Here is a 21,091-nt window from a genome sequence, read left to right as displayed (position 1 = left end):
GGTGGATGGGCCCGGGGGCTTGCCGTTTCGAAAAGGAGTGTCTGGCAGAAAAAATGACGCGCTGACGGGGCGTTTCCCTTTCAATCAGCGCCGGCGTGCTTATTTTGAGGGAGCGCCCTTAGAGGGGCTTTTTTCCGGGAGCATTTTGATGAATTACGAAACCATCCGCTATGATCTGAGTGAGGGCATTGCGGTCATTCTGCTGAACCGCGAAGAGAAGATGAATGCGCTGAATGCACAGATGCGAGCCGAGATCACTGATGCGGTGAAAACGGCCTCGGCTGAGGCGCGGGTGATTGTACTGACCGGCGCCGGGCGGGCGTTTTGTTCCGGTCAGGATCTGGGTGACAGTGCCAGTGTCGCTGCCATCGATCTGGAAGGCACGTTGCGCGACGAATATGAGCCGATGCTGCGCGCCATTGCGGAAAGCCCGGTGCCCACCATTGCGGCGGTGAATGGGGCTGCGGCCGGGGCAGGGGCCAACCTGGCGTTGGCCTGTGATGTGGTGATCGCCTCTGAGGCGGCGGTGTTTGTGCAGGCGTTCACCCGTATCGGGCTGATGCCGGATGCCGGGGGCAGTTATTGGCTGCCGCGCCAGATGGGGGCGGCCAAGGCGATGGGGGCAGCGTTGTTTGCGGAAGCGATCAGCGCGCGTCAGGCCAGCGACTGGGGCATGATCTGGGAGGCAGTGCCGGAAGCGGAATTTGAAGCCCACTGGTTGGCGCGCGCCACCACTCTGGCGACGGGGCCGACGCTGGCGTATGGGGCAGTGAAAACAGCGCTGCGTGCGGCCTGGCAGAATTCTGAGGAAGAACAGCTGGCGCTGGAGGCCCATCAGCAGGGCCAGTTGGGCCAGACCCGCGATTTTCAGGAAGGCGTGATGGCCTTCCTTGAAAAACGCAAAGCCGGGTTTGAAGGGCGGTAGGCCGGTAATATCCGGAATGTATTGCAATGAAAAAGGGCACCCCAACGGGCGCCCTTTTTTACGTCGTGCGGTGGCTCAGGTTGCGTTCAACCAAACGGCAGCGTTGGAATCTCAGTTGTGGTAATAGCACCGGCTGCACCAGAAATTACGGCGACCAGCTTATCGTCTGCATAGAGAAGAGCATCGTCGCCATTGGTGCCCAAAGTAAGCACAGGAGGTGTGGAACCGATTGGATAAGTTACCGCCACTACGTCGTCCGTAGCACTATAATCTTCGATTGTGGCTTCTTCTCCGTCATTCAACCACGACGCAACAACGAATAGGTCGTTCCCCTCACCGCCGGTGCCGCTGTCGCCATTGCCGAGGAACAGCGCATCACTGTCATCCCCGCCATCAAGAACATCTCCGGTGTCATTGTCTGTATAGGAAAATTCGATGCTTGGGATGTCGTAGACTGAGGCACCGTCCAACATTTGAGCCGCCTCGCCATATGAAAGATCGTCGGCATACGGGGTGACGCCAAACAGAAGATCACTGCCATCGCCGCCTTTGAGGATGTCTTCGCCGTTGCCGCCGAACAGGACGTCGTCACCTTCATTCCCATAGAGTTCGTCGTTTCCGTCATCTCCGGTCAATAGGTCATTGCCTGCCCAGCCGTTCAGAACATCATTGCCCGCTTCGCCCATAAGCAGGTCATCGCCGGGGCCGCCGGTCAGAGTGTCGTTGCCGTCCCAGCCGAGTAAGTGGTCTTTTCCTTCTCCTCCGAGGAGAACGTCGTTGCCTGTCCAGCCATCAATATAATCGTTCCCACCGCCGCCGGAGATCAGGTCATCACCGCCTTCACCATACAATTTATCAACGCCGTCCAAGCCACGGATTTCTTCATTGGCGTCAGTCCCGAAAAAAACATCGTCTTCGGGTGTACCAGCGAAAGCCAGCTCCCTATCGACGGGATCGACGGGATCGACGGGATCGACGGGATCGACGGGATCGACGGGTTGCTTTGGGTCCGCATCTCCGTCCGAGGAATCGTCGTTAATGACGTCGACGATCAAAAAGCCTGAAAGAATACCGAGAATGGAAAGCAGTGCGAGCATGACAAAATCCTACAGTTAATATGGTGTTAACATGTCAGGGTTTGCATTGCGGGAAAAGGAAAAGCCACTTTCCCGCCATAATTGTTTCTGCGGGTGTGGTAATTGGCAGAGAATACGCGGATTGGGGCGGAATAAGGCGCTATTCTGGCGTGTAGAACCTTATACCTATGGGAGAGTTAGTCCCGCACGCTGCCTGCAAAGCGCGAATCATTCGAAATTTTAACCATGAAATCAGCCACGTGTGCAAGTTGCAGTTTGCAGCGCAAAAAAAGGGGCGCCACGATGTGGCACCCCTTTGGATCAGTCGGAAGTGTGGCGCCTCAGCGTTCAGCGGTCTTCGACATCCACGTAGTCGCGTGCCGTTTCGCCAGTATAAAGCTGACGCGGGCGACCAATTTTCATTGCCGGATCTTCGATCATTTCTTTCCACTGGGAAATCCAGCCGACAGTGCGCGACAGCGCAAAGATCGGGGTGAACATCGAGGTCGGGAAGCCCATCGCCTCAAGAATGATGCCGGAATAGAAATCCACATTCGGGAACAGTTTCTTCTCGGCGAAATACGGGTCGGCCAGCGCGGCTTTTTCCAGCTCTTTCGCCACCTGCAGGATCGGGTTGTTTTCGACCCCGAGCAGGTCAAGCACTTCATCCGCGGATTGTTTCATCACTGTGGCGCGCGGATCGAAGTTTTTGTAAACCCGGTGGCCAAAACCCATCAGACGGAACGGGTCGTTCTTGTCCTTGGCGCGGGCGATATATTCCGGGATGCGGTCGACGGTGCCGATTTCCTGCAGCATTTCCAGACAGGCCTGGTTGGCGCCGCCGTGGGCCGGGCCCCAGAGACAGGCGATGCCGGCAGCGATACAGGCAAAGGGATTGGCGCCGGAGCTGGAAGCCAGGCGCACGGTTGAGGTCGAGGCGTTTTGCTCGTGGTCGGCGTGCAGGGTGAAGATCCGGTCCATCGCGCGCGACAGGATCGGGTTCACTTCGTAGTTTTCGGCCGGGACAGCAAAACACATGCGCAGGAAGTTTGACGCGTAGTCGAGATCATTGCGCGGATAAACAAAGGGCTGGCCGATGGTGTATTTATAGGCCATCGCTGCGATTGTGGGCATTTTCGCGATCAGGCGGATGGTTGCCACTTCGCGCTGCCAGGGGTCGGAAATGTCGATACTGTCGTGGTAAAACGCCGACATGGCGCCAACAACACCGGTCATCACCGCCATTGGATGCGCGTCGCGACGGAAGCCGCGGAAGAAATACATCATCTGCTCGTGCAGCATGGTGTGGTTGGTGACGCGGTTTTCAAAGTCTTCGATCTGAGTGGCGGAGGGCAACTCGCCGTAGATCAGCAGATAGCAAACTTCGAGATAGTGAGATTTTTCTGCCAGTTCACCGATGGTATAACCCCGGTGCAGCAACACACCTTTATCGCCGTCAATATAGGTGATTGCGGATTCACAGGCGGCGGTCGACGTGAAACCCGGATCAAAGGTGAAAACACCTGCCTGGTTGTAAAGTTTACGGATATCAATGACATCAGGCCCCGCGGTGGGAGTATGTACCGGCAATTCATAGTTTTCGCCGTTATAGCTGAGAGTCGCGGTTTTTTGGCTGTCTGTCATTTCTTTTCCTTCGGTTTGGGGCCGACCCCCGTATGGGGCCGGTCCGCTGCATTGCGTGTGGCTCAGTCCAGGTCCGTATCCTGGCTGACATCAGCCAGGCGCGCGAGAGTTTCTTCGCGCCCAAGGACGAGCATCATATCAAAGACACTGGGGGAAGGCGATCGACCAGCGAGCGCGGCGCGCAGCGGTGCTGCAAGTTTGCCCAGCTTGGTCTCATGGACCTCGGCAAGCCGGGCCACTGTTTCCTCCAGAGTGTCTCTGGACCAGCTAACATTTTGCAACTGCGGCGTCAATTGTTTCAGTATACCACGGGATACTTCATCCAGTGATTTTGCCGATTTCTCATCAGGCACAATTGGCCGGGACGTCAGTATAAATTGAGCTTTTTCAACGATTTGACCAAATGTCTTTGCCCGATCCTTGAGGCAATACATCGCGGACAGCAATGCGTCTGCCGTCGCGTCGTCCAAAGTGGGCAATGCTGCAGCTGCGAGATAAGCCTGGATCTGGCGCAGCACGTCAGCATCTTCCATCAAAGGAATATGCTGCCCGCAGAGATTTTCCAGCTTCTTGGTATCAAAACGTGAGGGCGATTTGCCGATGCCACCAAGGTTGAACCAGTCGCGCGCCTGGTCGTCGGTGAAAAATTCGTCATTGCCATGGGACCAGCCCAGCCGGGTCAGATAGTTGCGCATGCCCGCTGCCGGGTACCCCATGGCGAGGTATTCTTCGACTCCGGTGGCGCCGTGACGCTTGGACAGTTTTTTACCATCGGCACCGTGGATCAGCGGGATATGGGCGTAGACCGGCACCGGCCAGCCCATCGCATGGTAGATGGTCATCTGGCGCGCAGCATTGTTCAGGTGGTCGTCGCCCCGGATCACATGGGTGACGCCCATATCGTGGTCGTCCACAACCACCGCCAGCATATAGGTCGGGGATCCGTCAGAGCGCAGACAAACCATATCATCCAGCTGATCATTGCGGATGGTAACATCGCCCTGGACCTCATCATGGATGATGGTCTTGCCGTCACGCGGCGCTTTGATGCGGACAACATAAGGCGCATCCGGGTGGGTCCCGGGTGCCGCGTCGCGCCAGGGCGAATGAAACAGCGTCGATTTGCCTTCCGCCCGGGCCGCATCGCGAAAGGCCTGGATTTCGTCCTGGGTGGAGAAACACTTGTAGGCGTGACCGGCGGTCAGCATCTGCAGCGCCACTTCGGCGTGGCGGGGGGCGCGTTCAAACTGGCTGACCGCATCACCGTCCCAGTCCAGCCCAAGCCAGCGCATGCCGGCCAGGATTGCGTCCGTGGCCTCCGGGGTGGAACGCTCGCGGTCAGTGTCCTCAATGCGCAGCAGGAATTTGCCGCCACGGCCGCGGGCATAAAGCCAGTTGAACAGAGCGGTGCGCGCGGTGCCAATATGCATGAAACCGGTGGGAGAGGGCGCGATACGGGTGACGACGGGTCTGTCGGACATGCGAGTGTTAACCTTTTGGAAACCATAGGGTGGAAAGCTTGGACTCTGATGTATTCAATCACTGGTGAGGACACAAGGTGCGCCTGTTGCCAGGGTTATATGCGCGCTGGACCGCGCAGCAGGGCCATTTGTTTCCCTGGTTGCCCGTCTGCCTCGGCGCCGGGGCCGGGATCTACTTTGCCTTGCCGCAGGAACCGGGCCCGGGAACTTACTTCGGATTGATCTCTATTGTTGTCATTCTGGCCCTGATTGCAAGCCAGGGGCCGGAGCTGGCGCGCCCACTTTTTGTGGCTGCTATGGTCCTGATCTGCGGCATAGTGCTGGCAGGGCTGCGGGCGCAGTGGCTGGCAGAGCCGGTGCTGGGGTTTCGCTATTACGGCGCTGTCGAGGGCCGCGTGGTGCTGATTGACCGCTCGCGCTCAGACCGGGTGCGGCTGACGCTGGACCGGCTGCGGCTTGACCGTGTGGCGCCGGCCAAAACCCCGGCGCTTGTGCGGGTGTCCCTGAGCCCGGATCCTGAAATCACTGCTGCCAGTGTATCCCCTGTGCCCGGAATGCGGGTGGCAATGACCGCCTTCCTGTCGCCCCCGGAAGGACCGGTTGAGCCCGGAGGTTTTGATTTTCAGCGCCTGGCCTGGTTTCGCGGCCTTGGCGCGGTGGGCTACAGCCGCACACCGCTGCTGCGGCTGGAGCCGGTGCCTGAGGGCGCTGCATTGTGGATACAGCGCCTGCGCCGTCGGATTTCACTGGCGGTGCGTGCCGCTGTGCCGGGGGAGGCCGGCGGTTTTGCTGCCGCGATCCTGACCGGTGACCGTTCCGGCATCAGCCAGGCCACCCAGGAGGATCTGCGCCGCGCCAACCTGTCACATCTTCTGGCAATTTCGGGCCTGCATCTGGGTCTGCTGACGGGCGTGGTGTTTGGCACGGTGCGTGCTCTGCTGGCCCTGATCCCCTGGCTGGCGTTGCGCCTGCCTCTGCGCAAAGTGGCGGCTGTCTGTGCGCTGGTGGCGGCGGCGATGTATCTGGCGCTTTCGGGCGGCAATGTTGCCACGGTGCGCGCCTTTGTAATGGTTGCCGTGATGCTGGTGGCGGTGCTGTGTGAGCGCCGGGCCATCAGCCTGCGGGCGGTGGCGATTGCGGCGCTGATTGTGATTCTGCTGCGCCCCGAGGCGGTGACCGGGCCGGGCTTCCAGATGTCTTTTGCCGCAACCACAGCACTGGTGGCGGTGTTTTCCGCCGCGCGGGACTGGCCGCGCGTTCGTCTGCCCCGGTTCAGCCGGCCGGTACTGGCGGTGGTTCTGTCCTCGCTGGTGGCAGGGCTGGCCACCGCGCCGGTGGCGGCGGCGCATTTCAACCGGATCGCTGATTACGGGCTGATCGCCAACTTGTTGTCGGTGCCCCTGATGGGCGCGGTGGTGATGCCGGCGGCGGTTCTGGCGGCGGTGCTGGCGCCACTCGGGCTGGCCAATGTCGGATTGGCGGTGATGGAGCCGGCAATCCGCTGGATCCTGGCGGTCGCGACCCGTGTTTCAGCGCTGGACGGGGCGGTGACCCAGGTTTCGGCGCCGCCGGGCAGTGTTTTGCCGCTGTTGGCGCTGGGGGCTTTGTTCATCATTCTGGTGCAGGGGCGCCTGCGCTGGTCGGGTGTGCTGCTGATTGCGGCCGGATTTGTGATCTGGAGCGGGGCCGGGCGCCCGGCGGTGCTGATCTCCGGCGACGGGGCGCTTGTTGGAGTTATGACGCCGCAGGGGCGGGCCTTGTCCAAACCTCGTGGTCAGGGATTTGTGGCGCGCAGCTGGTTGGAAAACGATGGGGATGCGGTGGATCAGCCCGGCGCCGCACTGCGTGCGGGTCTTGTGCGCGAAAAAGGCGCGGTGTGGTTTGATCTGGGCGGTAGTCGCGTTGTGCACTTGTCAGGGCGCGGCGCGGTGGAGCGGGTGGGGACGGCCTGCGACGGGGCGGCACTGGTGATTCTGGCTGCAGATTATGAGGGATCTGCGCCCTGCAAGGTGCTGGCACGCGACGCGTTCCGCCGCTCAGGCGCACTGGCGCTGATGGCAGAAGGGGGCGGGCTCAAGATCCGCAGCGCGTCCGAGGTTGCCGGGCGCAGGCTCTGGAACAGCCCCGGGACGCGCTTTACCTTCTGGCCGTTTGGCGGCTGAGTGTGGTGCTCACTGCCCGCTGAACATTGCCTTAACTGCGTCACCCCGGCCGGACGCCCGTGCGGAAGTGGCATCAGAAGGCGAAGGACCGCTGATTATGAGGGCAAAGTCCGGGCGCCGTGAAACGAGCACGGCAGACAGGTGCGGCGGCAATGGAGATCCGGATGTTGTACCCCGGCGCAGCACCATGCTGCGCTACCCAGGTGCGCTGATGTAACAAAATACCCCGGAGGCGGCGATCCGGGGCTGTGCGCCACGAAAACAGCGGCTTGATACCGGAGCACGGCGCAGCGGGTTTCTTTTTGGCTTCAATATCCCCGCCGGAGGCGGCGCAACAGCCCTGCACTGCCACCGCGCCGCGGGCCGCTCAGTAACTGCGGATCAGGCCGGACAGCTTGCCCTGGACCTTGACTTCGCCCTCAGGGAAACTGCGGTCCGGGTGGCTGGGGTTGGCGGCTTCCAGAGTGATAATCCCACCCTCGCGGCGGAACCGTTTCAGCGTGGTTTCATAACCCTGGACCATCGCCACTACAATATCGCCGTTCTCGGCCGCACTGGTTTCGCGGATCACCACGATGTCCCCGTCGTTGATGCCGGCGTTGATCATGGAATCCCCGGTGACTTCCAGTGCATAGTGGCTGCCGCGCCCCGACATCATCATGCCCGGAATGGCGATATTATAGGATCCGTCGGGGATGGCCTCAATGGGCACACCGGCGGCGATACGCCCCATCACCTGCAGTTCCTGCACATGCATCTTTTCTACGGGCGTGGTGTTGCCAGCCCCCGCAGCGCGGCCACCGTCAATCACCCGCGGGCTAAAGCCGGACGTGGGATCACCACCCAGTGATTCCGGTAGTTTCACGATTTCTATGGCGCGGGCGCGGTGGGCCAGGCGGCGGATAAAGCCGCGCTCTTCCAGTGCAGTGATCAGCCGGTGGATGCCAGATTTGGAGCGCAGGTCGAGCGCTTCTTTCATCTCATCAAAGCTGGGGGGCACGCCGTCCCGCTGCACCCGTTTCTGAATAAACTCCAGCAGTTCCAATTGCTTTCGCGTCAGCATCTGCGCTTCCTCATTGCCGGGCGGGCGTCTTGATGCGCCACGCGTCCTGATTTATCGTTCAGGTTATGTTCTACCCCTGTTCCTGATCTGTGTCAAACAGGCTTCATCTTTTGGCAAGTTCTGTACCGCGTGGCATCAGAGCGGCAGGTAGGGCACCATCTCGCCTGCTTTGCGGGCGGCGTCAAAGGGCGGGCGCAGCAGAAGCGCGTTGGCCTGTGACAGCACCGAGAGCAGGGCGCTGTCCTGACGTGGCAGGGCGCGGATGCCCTGCGGGTCGATGATGGCGCGCATGTAATGGGCGCGGACGCCGTTTTCCGCCACCGGCTCAGAGAGCGGCGCCTGCAAGGGCGTTTCGGCGGTGGCGTCATGGCCCAGAAGACGGCGGATTGCCGGGATAATAAAGATGCGGGCGCAGACCAGTGAGCTGACCGGGTTGCCGGGCAGGCCGATCATCATGCTGTTGCCCAGACGGCCCGCCATCAAAGGTTTGCCCGGCCGCATTGCCAGTTTCCAGAACCGCCGTTCAAGCCCCATGTCGGTCGCGACCTGTGCCACAAGGTCATGGTCCCCGACGGAGGCGCCGCCGGAGGTGACCACAATGTCGGCGTCGGCAGTGAGTTCAAACACCGCGCGCAGGGACGCCTCATTGTCGCGTGCGATCGGCAACAGCCGGGTGTCTGCCCCGGCGGCCTGACACATGGCTTGCAGGCCGAAATTGTTGGAGGCGATGATCTGGTCCGGGCCCGGGGTTTCGCCGGGCATCACCAACTCATCCCCGGTGGCGATGATGGCCACAACGGGTTTGCGGCTGACCGGCACCCGGTCGATATTCATCGAGGCCAGGAGCGCCACATCCTGGGCACTGAGGATCTTTGGTGCCGGAAAACTGTCGCCATGGCTGAAGTCGGCACCGGCGGGGCGCACATAGGTGGCCTGGTCCAGATCTGCGTTCAGGGTGATGTTGTTGCCCTGACGGCTGACGTCTTCCTGAATGACCACCCGGTCGGCCCCCGCAGGCAGCGGCGCGCCGGTGAATATGCGCAGGGCCTGGCCGGCTTTCAGCGTGCCGTGCCAGCCATGACCGGCGGCGGCTTCGCCCACAACAGTGAAGCTGGCGCCCGATGCGACCTCAGCCTCCTTCACTGCATACCCATCCATGGCAGAAGCAGCAAACGGCGGCTGGCTGCGCCGCGCCGTGACCGACCGTGCAAGCGTGCGACCCGCGGCGAGATGCAGCGGCACGTCTTCCGCATCCAGTGGGGTGCAAAGAGAAAAAATATGGTCCAGCGCTTCAGAAACGGAAATCATGATTTGGCTTTCTCTGCTGGACCTCGCGGCCGTCGGGCTATTCGGCCTCAAAACGTCCGGATTTGCCGCCGTCTTTTAACGTCACCCGCAAGCCGCCGATTTCCATGGTTTTTTCCACGGCTTTCACCATGTCATAGACAGTAAGCGCGGCGGTGGAGGCGGCGGTGAGTGCTTCCATTTCCACCCCGGTCTGGCCAGTGGTTTTTACCGTGGCTGAAATGCGCAGCCCGGGCAGGGTCTCGTCCGGGGTCAGGTCGACCGCGACCTTTGTGATCGGCAGCGGGTGGCAGAGCGGGATCAGTTCCGAGCATTTCTTGGCGCCCATGATGCCGGCGAGCCGCGCCACCCCCATCACATCGCCCTTTTTGGCGTGGCCGCCGGTGATATGGGCCAGCGTTTCGGGCAGCATTTTCACGTAAGCTTCGGCGACGGCGATGCGGCTGGTGAAGTCTTTGTCTGAGACATCCACCATATGGGCGTGGCCTTCGCCGTCAAAATGAGTGAGCCCCGCCATCACAGCACCCCGGTCAGAGGACTGGCCAGCAGCGAGCGGGTGGCCGCCGTGACATCGTCCTGGCGCATCAGGCTTTCGCCGATCAGGAAACAGCGGGCACCGTATTCGGCCATATCGGCCAGGTCCTGCGCGGTTGAAAGGCCGCTTTCACAGATCAGGGTGCGGTCAGTGGGCGCGAGGCGCGACAGGCGCCGCGTGGTATCAAGGCTGGTCGCAAAGGTTTTGAGATTGCGGTTGTTGACCCCAAGCAGCGGCGACTTCAGGGACGTGGCGCGTTCCAGTTCGGCTTCATCATGCACTTCAATCAGCACATCCATGCCCCAGCCAAAAGCGGCGTCTTCCAACTCCTGGGCCTGGGTATCTGAGACCGAGGCCATAATGATCAGGATGCAGTCGGCGTTCCACGCCCGGGCCTCAGCGATCTGGTAGGTGTCATACATAAAATCTTTGCGCAGCGCCGGCAGGCCGGTCGCCTCGCGCGCAGCGATCAGAAATTCCGGGGCGCCCTGAAAGCTCGGCGTATCGGTCAGCACCGAGAGGCAGGTTGCGCCGCCGTCTTCATAGGCTTTCGCCAGCAAAGGCGGGTTGAAATCGGCCCGGATCAGCCCTTTGGAGGGGCTGGCCTTTTTCACTTCGGCGATCAGACCGTAGCCACTTCGGGCGGCAGATTGCAGGGCCGTTGCAAAGCCCCGGACAGGGCTGGCGGCGCGGGCGGCGGCCTCAACTTCGCTCAGCGGGCGCGCGGCTTTGGCGGCGGCGACCTCGTCAAGTTTGTAGGCTTTGATTTTGTCTAGAACTGTGCTCATGAGCATGGGATAGCGCGCCGGCGCGGCGAAGGGAAGTTTTGATATGGGGGTGAGGCGGCTAAATCACCGCAAAACATGAAACTTTAAAGGAATCTCCGGCCAGGCGGCGCTGCCGGGTCTTGCCTTTGGGGCCACTCTGTCTGCACAATAGTCGAATGATTTCAGTATTGAGTGTGGCGCAAGGCGCATGCGCTATTATCGTGGACCGGGGTGTGGTCCGGAATGCAGGCTGGCAGGGGGCACCAGGATCATGGATGAGTTTCTGACCATAGAGCAGCAGGCGGGGCTGGCCATCGTGGATCTGGCGCGCCCTTTTGGCGCCGGCTGGGACGCGGACATGCGCCAGGCGCTGATTGAGGCGCTGGAGGCGGTGCAGCAAGACGGCCAGGTCCGCGCTATCCTGCTGCGCAGCAAAGGGCGCAATTTTGCCGCCCCGCGGCGCGACGGGCATCCGCAATATTGTGCAGAAAAACGCGATCTGGCCGCGCTGTGTCAGGGGTTTGAATCCTGCCGCCGGCCATTGGTGATTGCGTTGCAGGGGCGGGTGACCGGGCCGGGACTGGAACTGGCGCTGGCGGCACATTTCCGGGTAGCGCTGAAAGGCGCGCGTTTTGGCATGGATCAGGTGCTCAGCGGCCAGGTGCCCGGTGGGGGTGCCACCCAGCGACTGCCGCGGCTGACCGGCGCCGGCCCGGCGCTTGATCTGATGCTGAGCGGCCAGAGCATCAGCGCGGAACAGGCGCGCCGGATCGGGCTGGTGGATCACATCAGTGACGGAGAGGATCTGATTGCCTGGGCCAGTGCGCAACGCGCTTTTCGACCCACGCGCCAGCGCAGCCGCCATCTGCGCGACGGCGCGCATTATGCCGCGGTGGTCAAAGAATGGCGCCAGGGTGTCAGTGCCATGCGGCTGGAAGCGCCGGCGATGATCCTGGATTGTGTGGAAGCGGCGCTGGTCTTGCCGTTTGAAGCCGGGCTGGCGCGCGAGGCCGCTGCCTGGCAAGACAGCTGCCACTCGGCGCAGCACCGGGCCCTGACCCATCTGGCCTGGGCCGAATCGGTCACCCATCAGTCCAACCTGTCCCACGGCAAGGATCAGGAGGTGCAAAGGGTCGGAGTGGCTGGCAGCGGCGTAGGTGCAGTGCGCTTTGTGCAGCGGGCGCTGGCGCATGGGCTCGGGATCTCGATGGCGGAACCGGATGAGGCACGGCGCAGTGTGTTTCTGCGCCGCCTTGCCGCCCGGTTTGACGACATGCTGGAACGGGGGGCGCTGGGCGAAGACGGTATCAGAGAACAGCTGGAGCGGTTTAACATGGTGGCCGGTTACGCGGGGCTGGCAGACGCGGGGTTTGTGGTCGAATTTGCCAGTGGTAATGGTGCCAACGGCAACGGCAACGGTGGTGGTGAAATTGGATACGGCGGTGACAGGCTGGCGGCTCTGGACGCTGCTTTGCCGGCGCAAGTGGTGCTGGCCAGCAGTTCCGCCCATCTCAGCCTGACCCAACTGCGTCAGGGAAGGGATCATCCCGGGCGCATCGCAGGTTTTCACCCGTTGGCCCCGAGCGTGGTTGAACTTGCCCTGGACGGGCACAATGATGCGCGCACGGTGGCGCTGTGTCACGCGGCGGCGCTGAAGCTGAACTGTGCCGGGCTGGAAAGCAGTGGTGCCAGCGGACGCATCGCGGACCGGATTATAGCGGCGCTGCACCGGGCGGTGGATCTGACGCTTCTGGCCGGGGCGACGCCAACAGAAGTTGACGCTGCAATGCGCGGATTTGGGTTTGCCATGGGGCCGTGTCAGGCCCGGGATGCCGAAGGGCTTGAGCGCGTGGCGCAACGGCTGCGGCGTCACTATGGCGCTGATGCAACCGCCCTGTGTGATGCGATGCGGGTGCAGGGACGTCTGGGCCGGCGCAGCGGACGCGGCTTTTATCTCTGGGCTGAGGACAGGCCGGGCGCCTCGGATGCCGGCACGTTGTCAGTGATTGCGGCCCTGCGCGGCGACACTGCCGTCCGGCACTTTGCAGCGGGTGACATTCAGCGGCGCTGTCTGGCGGCGATGATAAATGCGGGGGCGCGGGCGCTGGAAAGCGGCGCGGTTACCCGGGCCGGCGACATTGATCTGGCTGCGGTTGTGATGCCGGGCTTTCCGCGCTGGAAAGGCGGCCCGATGCAGGCGGCAGATCACTGGGGGCTGCCGGCGCTGCAAAAAGAGCTGCGCCATCTGGCCCTGGAAGCCCCGGATCTGTGGGAACCTTCGCCGCTGCTGGGCCATATGATCGCCAACGGCTATCATTTTGGTTCCGAAGGCAGCGACCAGCGAAATAGTAAATGACGACGAAGATCGAAAGAAGAGTTTTCGCGCGCGCTGTGGGACCGGCTTGAGGCGCGCAGAGCGGAGCTCGATATCTTTAAGTGCTAAATCTCAATCGCGATTGGCATGGAAGACAGCTATTTCTACCAGTCGCACGCCAGAGGGGGCATACCCGACGACCTCACTTTGGCTGATCTTGCGAATGCGCTGGGTCTCAGTCTCTCTGATGTGACCGGATCCGAAGCGGTTCCGGCCTGGGCGCGGCTGGAAACCATCCTCGGGGCTGTCAGCAATGAGGAGGCAGCACAGCTTGTTGCGATTGCCGGGACCTTTTTAAAGAGGTGACAACTCATCCGATTTTCAGGATTTGACCAGGGAGGATTAAGGGCAGGGCGGCCGTTGCGCTTTGCTGGGGTCTGCACTGAGGTGTGCCGTAACTCCGTGGCGGGAGGATCAGCCGAGGAAAATACCGACCACCACCAGCATCAGACCGAGCGCCGAAAGCAGAAGCGATCCCAGGTTGAGCGCCACTACTTTTTGCAGTTTGGCGCGGATTTCCTCATCCGTACCGCCGGCACGTTTGGCGCGGGTGGCCAGCACAATGCAATAGACAAGGCCAAAAACACCCGTCAGGGACAATGCGGCGCCAGGCCAGATCAGAAACTCCATTGCTATCTCCTAAATGGGCTACGGGTGGTCAGGTTTCGCCTATCTGCTGTGCGCGTGTGGTGCAAGCCCTTGCGATGAGACCGGCGGCGCGGTAGGAAAATGAAAAACGTCAGTCTGAGGTATGTGAGATGGAAGAACACGAAGAACAAAAGGGCGTCGACAGCTCTTACCGGATAACAGCCGCTGAGCTGCGCCAGTTTATCGAGCGCTATGAGCGTCTGGATCAGGAAAAGAAAGACATCGCGGAGCAGATGAAAGAAGTGATGGCCGAAGCCAAGGGCCGCGGCTATGACGTGAAAGTGATCCGCAAGGTGATCGCTCTGCGCAAACGCGACAAGGACGATATCGCTGAAGAAGAAGCGGTGCTGGAAATGTACAAAGAAGCGCTGGGCATGGCGTAAGCCGCGCACCGGCCTGAATTTCAGGAAAAGGCGTCCCGCTGTACCGGCCGGGGCGCCTTTTTTTATGGGCTGCGTCTTCCGGGTTTACGCTGCAAAGAGCAATGGAGCTGGACATTCCGTACTGCCCCGAAGCCAGGTGAAAAGGGGAGCGTTTGGAATAGGTCGCGGCCTGAAAACTTCCTCCTCATACCTAACTCTGTTGACGCGCTGTTTTAAATGATGATGCATGCAGGTGCGGGCAGAGTGCCTCTATGTGATGCTTGTAAACGCTGATTTCACTAAATTTTCTCAAGGCGGCAAAAATTTGTGACCACATATAAACCACTCGAAAAGTTGGACATGATTGTGACAGGTAGCTTGCTTTTCTTGCCGATCCTGATTCAAGATTTCGTGGGGCAGTTGCCATTTGTAAATTACGACTGGATTGCCGGTACGCTGCCAAAAATTGAAACAGAATATCAAAAATTCGCTCATCTATTTGGGGTCGCAGAAGCCGGCAGATACAGAAACATTTATATTACCGCTCTGGTGCTGAGCAATTTGTATTTTGTTGTATTTCTGGCGCTTTTTGGGGGGAGGTTGTGGCGAGGAACGTTTGAAACTCTGGCGCATCCTTTGGATAAGGCCGACTTCCATTACCTTCATCAGGCGCAGTGGCGAAATTTAGGGATGATCACGGGGGGTATTTTTCTTTTCTTACTGATTTGGGTGATTCCGTTCTCATCGGCAATGCGGCTTGGCGGTGGCAGGTATGTAATTCAGCCCGGCTTGTGGACGGAAGTTGTTATTTCGTTTGTGTTCACTAGTTACGCCTTTTTGTTACCTATGTTTTTGATCGCGATTATTCGCTTCGTCAGAAGGTAACGAGCTAGGGGGCAGCTTGCGACTTTGGTCGCTCGAGAAAGTTTCCGGCTACAGATGGCGGGATATTCAAAGCGTTTTGTGGTCCTGTGCCGGTTACTTTTTTAGGTGGAATTTGCCACCGCGCTCAGGCCGTCAGGAAGGTCACGCCATCCATGGCAGCGATGGTTTGCTGGTCGCGCTGATAGTTGTCGCGCAACTGCTGTTGCAGCGCCGGATCCCAGCCGGGCAGGGTGGTTTGGGGTGCTGGTGTCTCCGGGTGGGCGTATTTGTCCAGAAAGGCGCGCAGCACCTGGCGGCGCTCGCTCTCGCTTGTGGGTGGGTTTTGCGCCAGCCAGAGCCGCAGACGGCGCAGGCCTTCGGGGTTTAGCTGTCCGGCGATGATATCAAGACTGCCGGCAAGCGTCTGCCCTTCAATCAGCCCCTTATTCGGACCCTCTGTCAGGCCGGCGATGCGCTGCAGAATTGCGGGACAGATAAGGGGCGCATCTTCGGCGCACCAGACGGTCAGCTCAGTATCCGGCAGCGCGCTTTTTATCGCGGTGATCAGCGCCGCCCAACTGATCTGCGCCGGGTCATTTCCCGCCAGCAGGCTGTCATACTGCAGCCCGTCAGCTTCAGAGAGGACCTGGCTCAGCGCCTGCAACCAGTGCCCTGGCTCGCGCAGACTGATGTGGAATTCCACCTGTGCCTGAGGAAACACATTGCGCAGCGCGCGCAGCCGTGCCGGCGCATTGGCATAAAAGCCGCCTTTACGAAAGATATTGGCCCCGTCCGCGAGGATGTTTTCGTAAGACAAGACGATGCGCGTGGCCTCGTCCTGGTCGCTCAGCATATCAACCAGCATCTCGCAGCTGTCCGCGCTGGCACGGGCGCCGCGCAGGCGGGACACCACTTCCGGCAATATCTGGCGGTAGCGGCCAGGACCCGGCACCTCCACACCCTGCGCCGCCAGCAGCGCTTTGTTGCGCAACAGGGCGCGCAACAGCAGGTGACTGTGGGTTGCATGGGCACCGGTATGGACAGAAATAATCATCTGTTGAACAAGTTAGCCTTTCAATGCCAGCTCGTATACGCGCAATTGTGGACAGCGAAACAGGGATTGTTTAGAGGGGCAGGGGAATGATTGATAAAAAGCCTCATACTGCCGCGCGGCGCACGCGCATGAACCCCTGGTCTGTGGGTGCTTTTGCAATTGCGGTACTGGTGCTGGCGCCGCTGTTGGCGGTGCTGTGGATTGCGCTGAACCCGGTGGATAATATCTGGCCGCATCTGCTCAGCACCACATTGCCACGTTATCTGCGTACCACCGCAGTGCTGGCCGTGTCGGTGGCGGTCCTGTCGGCGGCGATGGGCACCGGTGCCGCCTGGCTGGTGGTGATGTACCGTTTCCCGTTCTCGCGCATGTTGCAATGGCTGCTGTTGTTGCCGCTGGCGATCCCGGCCTATGTCGGCGCTTATGCGCTGGTGGATTTTCTGGAATATGCCGGGCCGGTGCAGACCACTCTGCGGCAGGTATTTGGCTGGCAGACCTCGCGCGATTACTGGTTCCCTGAAATCCGCTCGCTGGGCTCTGCCATCCTGGTGCTGTCTGCGGCGCTGTCGCCCTACGTCTTTCTGATGGCGCGCGCGGCGTTTCGCGAGCAATCCGGCAGTATCTATGAGGTGGCACGCGCGCTGGGCGCCGGACCTTTCGCACGGTTCTGGCGGGTGGGCTTGCCGATGGCCCGCCCGGCCATCGCGGCGGGTGTGGCGATTGTGATGATGGAAACCGTCAGCGATTTTGGCACCGTGTCCTATTTTGCGGTGCAGACGCTGACCACCGGGATTTTCACCGTCTGGCTGGAGCTGAACAATGCCGGCGGAGCGGCGCAGATTGCCGGTGTGGTGCTTCTTGTGGTCGGGTTGCTGGTGGGGCTGGAGAAACTGTCCCGCGGCCGCGCGCGTTTCCATGGCAATACCCGTCAGCAGCGCAAAGTGGTTCCGATGACGCTCACCGGCTGGACCGGCTGGCTGGCCACCGCGCTGTGCCTGGTTCCGTTTGCATTTGGTTTTGTGCTGCCGGTCGGGGTGATCGGCTATCACGCGGTGAAAAATGCGCGGCAATGGGCCGACCCGGCGCTGCTTGAAGCGCTGCTGAACACGTTGACCGTGGCAGGGTTGGCGGCGATTGTCACCGTTTGTGCTGCGATCTTCATGGTTTACGGGGTGCGCCTGACCGGGCGCAGGTTGCCCAGAGTGTTGCTGCCGGTCACAACGCTGGGTTATGCCGCCCCTGGCGCGGTGCTTGGTATAGGTATTCTGATCCCACTGGCGGCGCTGGACAATATAATTGCCGACGCGATCGAGGCGCTGTTCGGCGTTGACCCTGGTCTGTTGATGACCGGATCCGCTTTTGCGATTGTCCTGGCCTATACGGTGCGGTTTTTCGCCATTGCCCAGGGCGCAGCTGACGCGGCAATGGGGCGGGTGGCACCCAGCCTGCCGATGGCGGCGCGCTCACTGGGGAAAACGGCGGGTGGCACCCTGCGCAGGATCTACGTGCCGATTATGCGCGGATCCGTCGGCACTGCGCTGCTGCTGGTCTTTGTCGACAGTGTCAAAGAATTGCCCGCAACGCTGCTGCTGCGCCCCTTTAACTACGACACGCTGGCCACACGGGTGTTTGAGAAAGCCGGACTGGAACAAATTGGCCAGGCGGCACCGGCGGCGATCCTGGTGATTTCTGTTGGTCTGATTGCAGTGGGCCTTATGGCACGCTCTGAAAGCCGTCCATCCGCTGAGTGACCCGGAGGCACGCGCCCTGTCCGGCGGCGCGTCTGAAGCGTAACCGCGCCGGTTTGGTTGTCTGGTGAAGGTCCTTCCTGCCCGTCGATAACCCAGCCTGGCCAGGCCCCGCAGCTGCTTCTGACGCTCGCACCCGGCGATCTGCGTCCCGAAAGTGGCAGTTTCGATCCGGTTGCAAACATTGCCGGAATGGCGACGCAGGCGACCCTGCGCCGGTGGGGTCAGCTGCCCGGCACTGACGTACAAACGCGGTGACCAGTTGTGCACGCATACCGCGCTCTGACATATGGAAGGGCCGCCAGGGGAGAAGGGTCTTTTGCGCCAAAGGATGTGGGATGCAAGTGCGCATTTTAAGCCCGCAAGCCGGCTGAGCACGCTGCTTGCGGAGTGTGAATGGTCCGGGTCTGATGGTCGTCCTGTGACCCAATTTCTGGCCTGTGATGAAAAAAGTGAAGATCAGGTCGGATTCTTGTGCCGGACCCTCTTGCGCCTCACCACCGGACCAGGTAAGTGACCCTTAGTGCCCCTATAGCTCAGCTGGTAGAGCAACTGATTTGTAATCAGTAGGTCCGCGGTTCGAGTCCGTGTGGGGGCACCATTTATCATCATAAAATCAATGAGTTGTGCTTTGCGCAGAGTATTGGTTTTGTCTCCTGTTATCTCGTGGAAGCATGGCGGAAGCAGTAGAGATAGAGTCGTGATGTGGTACATTTGTCACGCGCGGTTCCGAGCGGTTACTGTGCGACCTCCAATTTGAAACACAATCTATCGCCAAGATGAAATACCTGTTCTCAGGTCAAGTGTATTTTTCTTAGGTAGCCCAACAGCGCCGTTCTAAGCAGTTAGGTTGCGGCTCTATTCAACCTTTCAGCCCGCCTTCAGATGCAGCGATGTAGCAGCCAAAAGGCGGACGTTGGTACATTTTATATATATCAAAGACTTAAGTCGCGGGATCCAAGGGCATTTCGTTGGTCAATGGCATCCAAGAACGGGCGACCGCTTCGGCAAGTTTCAAATAGTCGTTTCAATCAGTTCAGATTGACCGAATAAGCACTGCGCAATCGTCTCTCGAGTTGTCGGTCTTTGAAACGGTTTCAAGGATTTGGATGAAATGTTCAGGTATCCATTTAGGTTGCCATATTCAATCTGTTTGACCGTAAAGCCGTCAATCATAGCAGCAGCGATAAAGGCTCCGTTTGATACATAGTTCCCCAAATCAGTCCTTATATCGTACATGCGCGAGATATTTTCCGCGCGATGTTTCAGACTATATGACCCGATCTTACGGTTTAAAGTTTTAATTTTGTTACAGCGCTGAAGAAGCAGCAGCGCCAATTCCAACTCATCACAAGATCGATCATGGAAAAACTCGGCCCGGGACTGCTTCCGGATTTCATTTATGGAACGCGAGTCGCTGAATCGTCTCGGAGGGACACCAAATCCATGCATTGTCAGTTGGGGGGCAGCTTCCAGCGTCTGACGTAACTTTGCGCGTAGCACGATGCGGGGAAATAAGCGTTGGTCCTCGTCGAATGGACGCTCTTTCAGGTGTCCGAGAAAACCTGCTGAAAGAACATGCAAGCGATTTGGACCTTCGGATAATGCCGTCCGGAAGCCGCTGTAGGTGTTGAAACCGAATCCGCGTGCTGCTGCTTCAAGGCGACTTGAAGCTGAAACGCTTGGCAACGCCTCGCGAAGGTACATCTTTAGATAGGATAGGTCTGCTGTTGCGAGAGATAGGTGCATGTCAAAATCCACGCTGCGAACCCACTGTCACCATTTAAGTCTGGGCCGCATTGGATTGAATGCAGGCGAAATTGGATTTCTCGTGAGCGCTTTGACTTGGTGACACGTCAGGGGCTCAACCTATTGCATTCATGTGGTTGTTTCCTGCCAATGTCAACAACTCGTGAGAGAAAGCTAACTTAGCGGGAGTAGTTTCGGCTCACGGTCGAGCTTTCGCCTTGCAACATGTACAAACCAGTCGTTTGCGTTTTGATCGGCATTAGGTTGGAGACAACGATAGCGTCCGTCTCAATGTGGTAATAATTTGAGGCAGATTGGTGGCCAATAAATTGAGAAATAAAGTCCGAGTATTTAATATTCGAAGGCGCACTAAACTGCGATATCGGGCTCCTCGCTTTGGAGCACATTTTTGGGCATTGGAAACAAATCCTGCTTTCTTACCGCTTCAATCTGCCCAATTTCATTCACTCCCAATGTCACACGTTTAGCTCCTCCTATTTTCATGATTGGCATCTTTCGGCACAGAAGATCAGCCAGAGCAGAATCTTCGACTGCGCAAATTATTTGCCTCTTCTCTCTGATTAGCTGACCGAGCAATTCTGCCAAGTGAACGCTCCGAAAATCGTCAATATGTTGGACGGGATCATCCAACAGAAGCGACGACCATCTACTCCAAGCCATAGATAGATTTACTGAAACCAAGAATGCCAGGCCGGTGGCACGTCTTTGACCGCTAGAATAAATAAACTGTGGATTGATGTTTTCGCCCACACTAAAGCTAAGAAGTCCTCGTAGTTCTCCCCGGATCTTGTAATCGATTTTCTGAAAATTGGGGTGTGGTCGTAGCCTGGAGTAAAGCTCAGTTATGAGAGGTAGAACACGGTCAAGTCTCTGATTGAAAGCGTCGTTGGCAGCCTTCTTCACAGCGTCGTATAATTTCTTGCAATCAGATTCTTTTTGTTCTGCGAGCGACAACTTCCTCTCTGCCTCTTTGTCATTCAACTTGCGGTTTTCGACATCTGACAAAGAGACCTGAAGTGATGCATTTCTTGCAGCAATATCGATGCGCGGTAATATCTCATTTATGGTCGATATCCGAAGGGCCAAATTGCTCAAGCGTTTCACCAAGTGCTGCTCGGTTGCTACAGTATCCGGAAAAGCTATCGCTATAACATTCGATGCAGTTTCGATTGTTTCTTCATGATGAGCAATTCTTTGTTCAATGCGTGCCGCTTCTTGTCCAAAGGTTGATAGTCTGGTTTCGATGTCCGAAATTAGCCCCTTTAGCTCGGTCGATTTTTCAATATCACCGCTAATGGCATCTGAGGTGGCTC

Annotated in this window: 18 protein-coding genes and 1 tRNA gene; 8 read left to right on the top strand and 11 right to left on the bottom strand. The window is 59.2% G+C overall.

Features of this window, described 5'->3' with window-relative positions:
- The first annotated feature begins 148 nt into the window (after positions 1 to 148).
- Entirely contained in the window at positions 149 to 925 is a 777-nt protein-coding gene (locus tag DWA01_RS06750; protein ID WP_114285083.1) for an enoyl-CoA hydratase-related protein, read from the top strand.
- Positions 926 to 1,011: 86 nt separating this feature from the next.
- Here DWA01_RS06750 and DWA01_RS06745 read toward each other — a convergent pair whose 3' ends face one another.
- The 3 genes from DWA01_RS06745 to gltX form a co-directional block, all read right to left on the bottom strand.
- Positions 1,012 to 2,022, bottom strand: coding sequence for a calcium-binding protein (locus tag DWA01_RS06745; RefSeq protein ID WP_114285082.1), 1,011 nt, complete (start codon positions 2,020 to 2,022; stop codon positions 1,012 to 1,014).
- Positions 2,023 to 2,349: 327 nt separating this feature from the next.
- Positions 2,350 to 3,645, bottom strand: a complete 1,296-nt coding sequence (gene gltA, locus DWA01_RS06740; RefSeq protein WP_114285081.1) for a citrate synthase — start codon at positions 3,643 to 3,645, stop codon at positions 2,350 to 2,352.
- A 62-nt stretch (positions 3,646 to 3,707) separates the two neighbouring features.
- Positions 3,708 to 5,126: a glutamate--tRNA ligase gene (gene gltX / locus DWA01_RS06735; RefSeq protein ID WP_114285080.1), complete on the bottom strand. Its 1,419-nt coding sequence runs from the start codon at positions 5,124 to 5,126 to the stop codon at positions 3,708 to 3,710.
- A gap of 86 nt (positions 5,127 to 5,212) precedes the next feature.
- On the opposite strand from gltX, the gene DWA01_RS06730 reads away from it, so the two are divergent.
- Positions 5,213 to 7,288 (top strand): ComEC/Rec2 family competence protein, encoded by a 2,076-nt coding sequence (locus DWA01_RS06730; protein WP_473206059.1) that lies wholly within the window; start codon positions 5,213 to 5,215, stop codon positions 7,286 to 7,288.
- A gap of 367 nt (positions 7,289 to 7,655) precedes the next feature.
- On the opposite strand, the gene lexA is transcribed toward DWA01_RS06730, so the two are convergent.
- The 4 genes from lexA to trpC form a co-directional block, all read right to left on the bottom strand.
- On the bottom strand, positions 7,656 to 8,351 hold the full coding sequence (gene lexA, locus DWA01_RS06725; RefSeq protein ID WP_114285078.1) for a transcriptional repressor LexA: 696 nt from the start codon (positions 8,349 to 8,351) through the stop codon (positions 7,656 to 7,658).
- Between the two features lie 135 nt (positions 8,352 to 8,486).
- Positions 8,487 to 9,659, bottom strand: coding sequence for a molybdopterin molybdotransferase MoeA (locus DWA01_RS06720; RefSeq protein WP_114285077.1), 1,173 nt, complete (start codon positions 9,657 to 9,659; stop codon positions 8,487 to 8,489).
- A gap of 37 nt (positions 9,660 to 9,696) precedes the next feature.
- A complete protein-coding gene (gene moaC, locus DWA01_RS06715) occupies positions 9,697 to 10,173 on the bottom strand; it encodes a cyclic pyranopterin monophosphate synthase MoaC (RefSeq protein WP_114285076.1) in 477 nt (158 codons plus the stop codon).
- Complete coding sequence (gene trpC / locus DWA01_RS06710; RefSeq protein WP_114285084.1) at positions 10,173 to 10,979, bottom strand: indole-3-glycerol phosphate synthase TrpC; 807 nt, start codon at positions 10,977 to 10,979, stop codon at positions 10,173 to 10,175. Before trpC ends, moaC begins: the two co-directional genes overlap by 1 nt.
- Before the next feature lie 250 nt (positions 10,980 to 11,229).
- Here trpC and DWA01_RS06705 point away from each other — a divergent pair, with 250 nt between their 5' ends.
- Together DWA01_RS06705 and DWA01_RS06700 are read left to right on the top strand one after the other, a co-directional pair.
- Positions 11,230 to 13,314: an enoyl-CoA hydratase-related protein gene (locus DWA01_RS06705; RefSeq protein ID WP_160115970.1), complete on the top strand. Its 2,085-nt coding sequence runs from the start codon at positions 11,230 to 11,232 to the stop codon at positions 13,312 to 13,314.
- A gap of 105 nt (positions 13,315 to 13,419) precedes the next feature.
- A complete protein-coding gene (locus DWA01_RS06700; protein ID WP_114285074.1) occupies positions 13,420 to 13,638 on the top strand; it encodes a hypothetical protein in 219 nt (72 codons plus the stop codon).
- A gap of 108 nt (positions 13,639 to 13,746) precedes the next feature.
- Here DWA01_RS06700 and DWA01_RS06695 read toward each other — a convergent pair whose 3' ends face one another.
- On the bottom strand, positions 13,747 to 13,962 hold the full coding sequence (locus DWA01_RS06695) for a hypothetical protein (protein ID WP_114285073.1): 216 nt from the start codon (positions 13,960 to 13,962) through the stop codon (positions 13,747 to 13,749).
- Between the two features lie 128 nt (positions 13,963 to 14,090).
- Between DWA01_RS06695 and DWA01_RS06690 the strand changes: the two genes are divergently transcribed.
- Both DWA01_RS06690 and DWA01_RS06685 read left to right on the top strand, forming a co-directional pair.
- Entirely contained in the window at positions 14,091 to 14,363 is a 273-nt protein-coding gene (locus DWA01_RS06690; RefSeq protein ID WP_114285072.1) for a DUF2312 domain-containing protein, read from the top strand.
- Positions 14,364 to 14,669: 306 nt separating this feature from the next.
- Complete coding sequence (locus DWA01_RS06685) at positions 14,670 to 15,227, top strand: hypothetical protein (protein ID WP_114285071.1); 558 nt, start codon at positions 14,670 to 14,672, stop codon at positions 15,225 to 15,227.
- A gap of 124 nt (positions 15,228 to 15,351) precedes the next feature.
- On the opposite strand, the gene DWA01_RS06680 is transcribed toward DWA01_RS06685, so the two are convergent.
- Complete coding sequence (locus tag DWA01_RS06680; protein WP_114285070.1) at positions 15,352 to 16,260, bottom strand: hypothetical protein; 909 nt, start codon at positions 16,258 to 16,260, stop codon at positions 15,352 to 15,354.
- Between the two features lie 86 nt (positions 16,261 to 16,346).
- Between DWA01_RS06680 and DWA01_RS06675 the strand changes: the two genes are divergently transcribed.
- Entirely contained in the window at positions 16,347 to 18,011 is a 1,665-nt protein-coding gene (locus DWA01_RS06675; RefSeq protein ID WP_114285069.1) for an ABC transporter permease, read from the top strand.
- A gap of 522 nt (positions 18,012 to 18,533) precedes the next feature.
- Positions 18,534 to 18,609: transfer RNA gene (locus tag DWA01_RS06660), tRNA-Thr, on the top strand.
- A 413-nt stretch (positions 18,610 to 19,022) separates the two neighbouring features.
- Here DWA01_RS06660 and DWA01_RS22915 read toward each other — a convergent pair.
- Entirely contained in the window at positions 19,023 to 19,757 is a 735-nt protein-coding gene (locus DWA01_RS22915; protein ID WP_235008444.1) for a hypothetical protein, read from the bottom strand.
- Positions 19,758 to 20,126: 369 nt separating this feature from the next.
- The coding region (locus DWA01_RS23080) for a hypothetical protein (RefSeq protein ID WP_200832515.1) at positions 20,127 to 21,091 on the bottom strand (965 nt) is incomplete at its 5' end.

Source organism: Candidatus Halocynthiibacter alkanivorans (assembly GCF_003333265.1).
Lineage (GTDB): Bacteria > Pseudomonadota > Alphaproteobacteria > Rhodobacterales > Rhodobacteraceae > Halocyntiibacter_A > Halocyntiibacter_A alkanivorans.
This window is presented reverse-complemented; position numbering and strand designations above follow the sequence as displayed.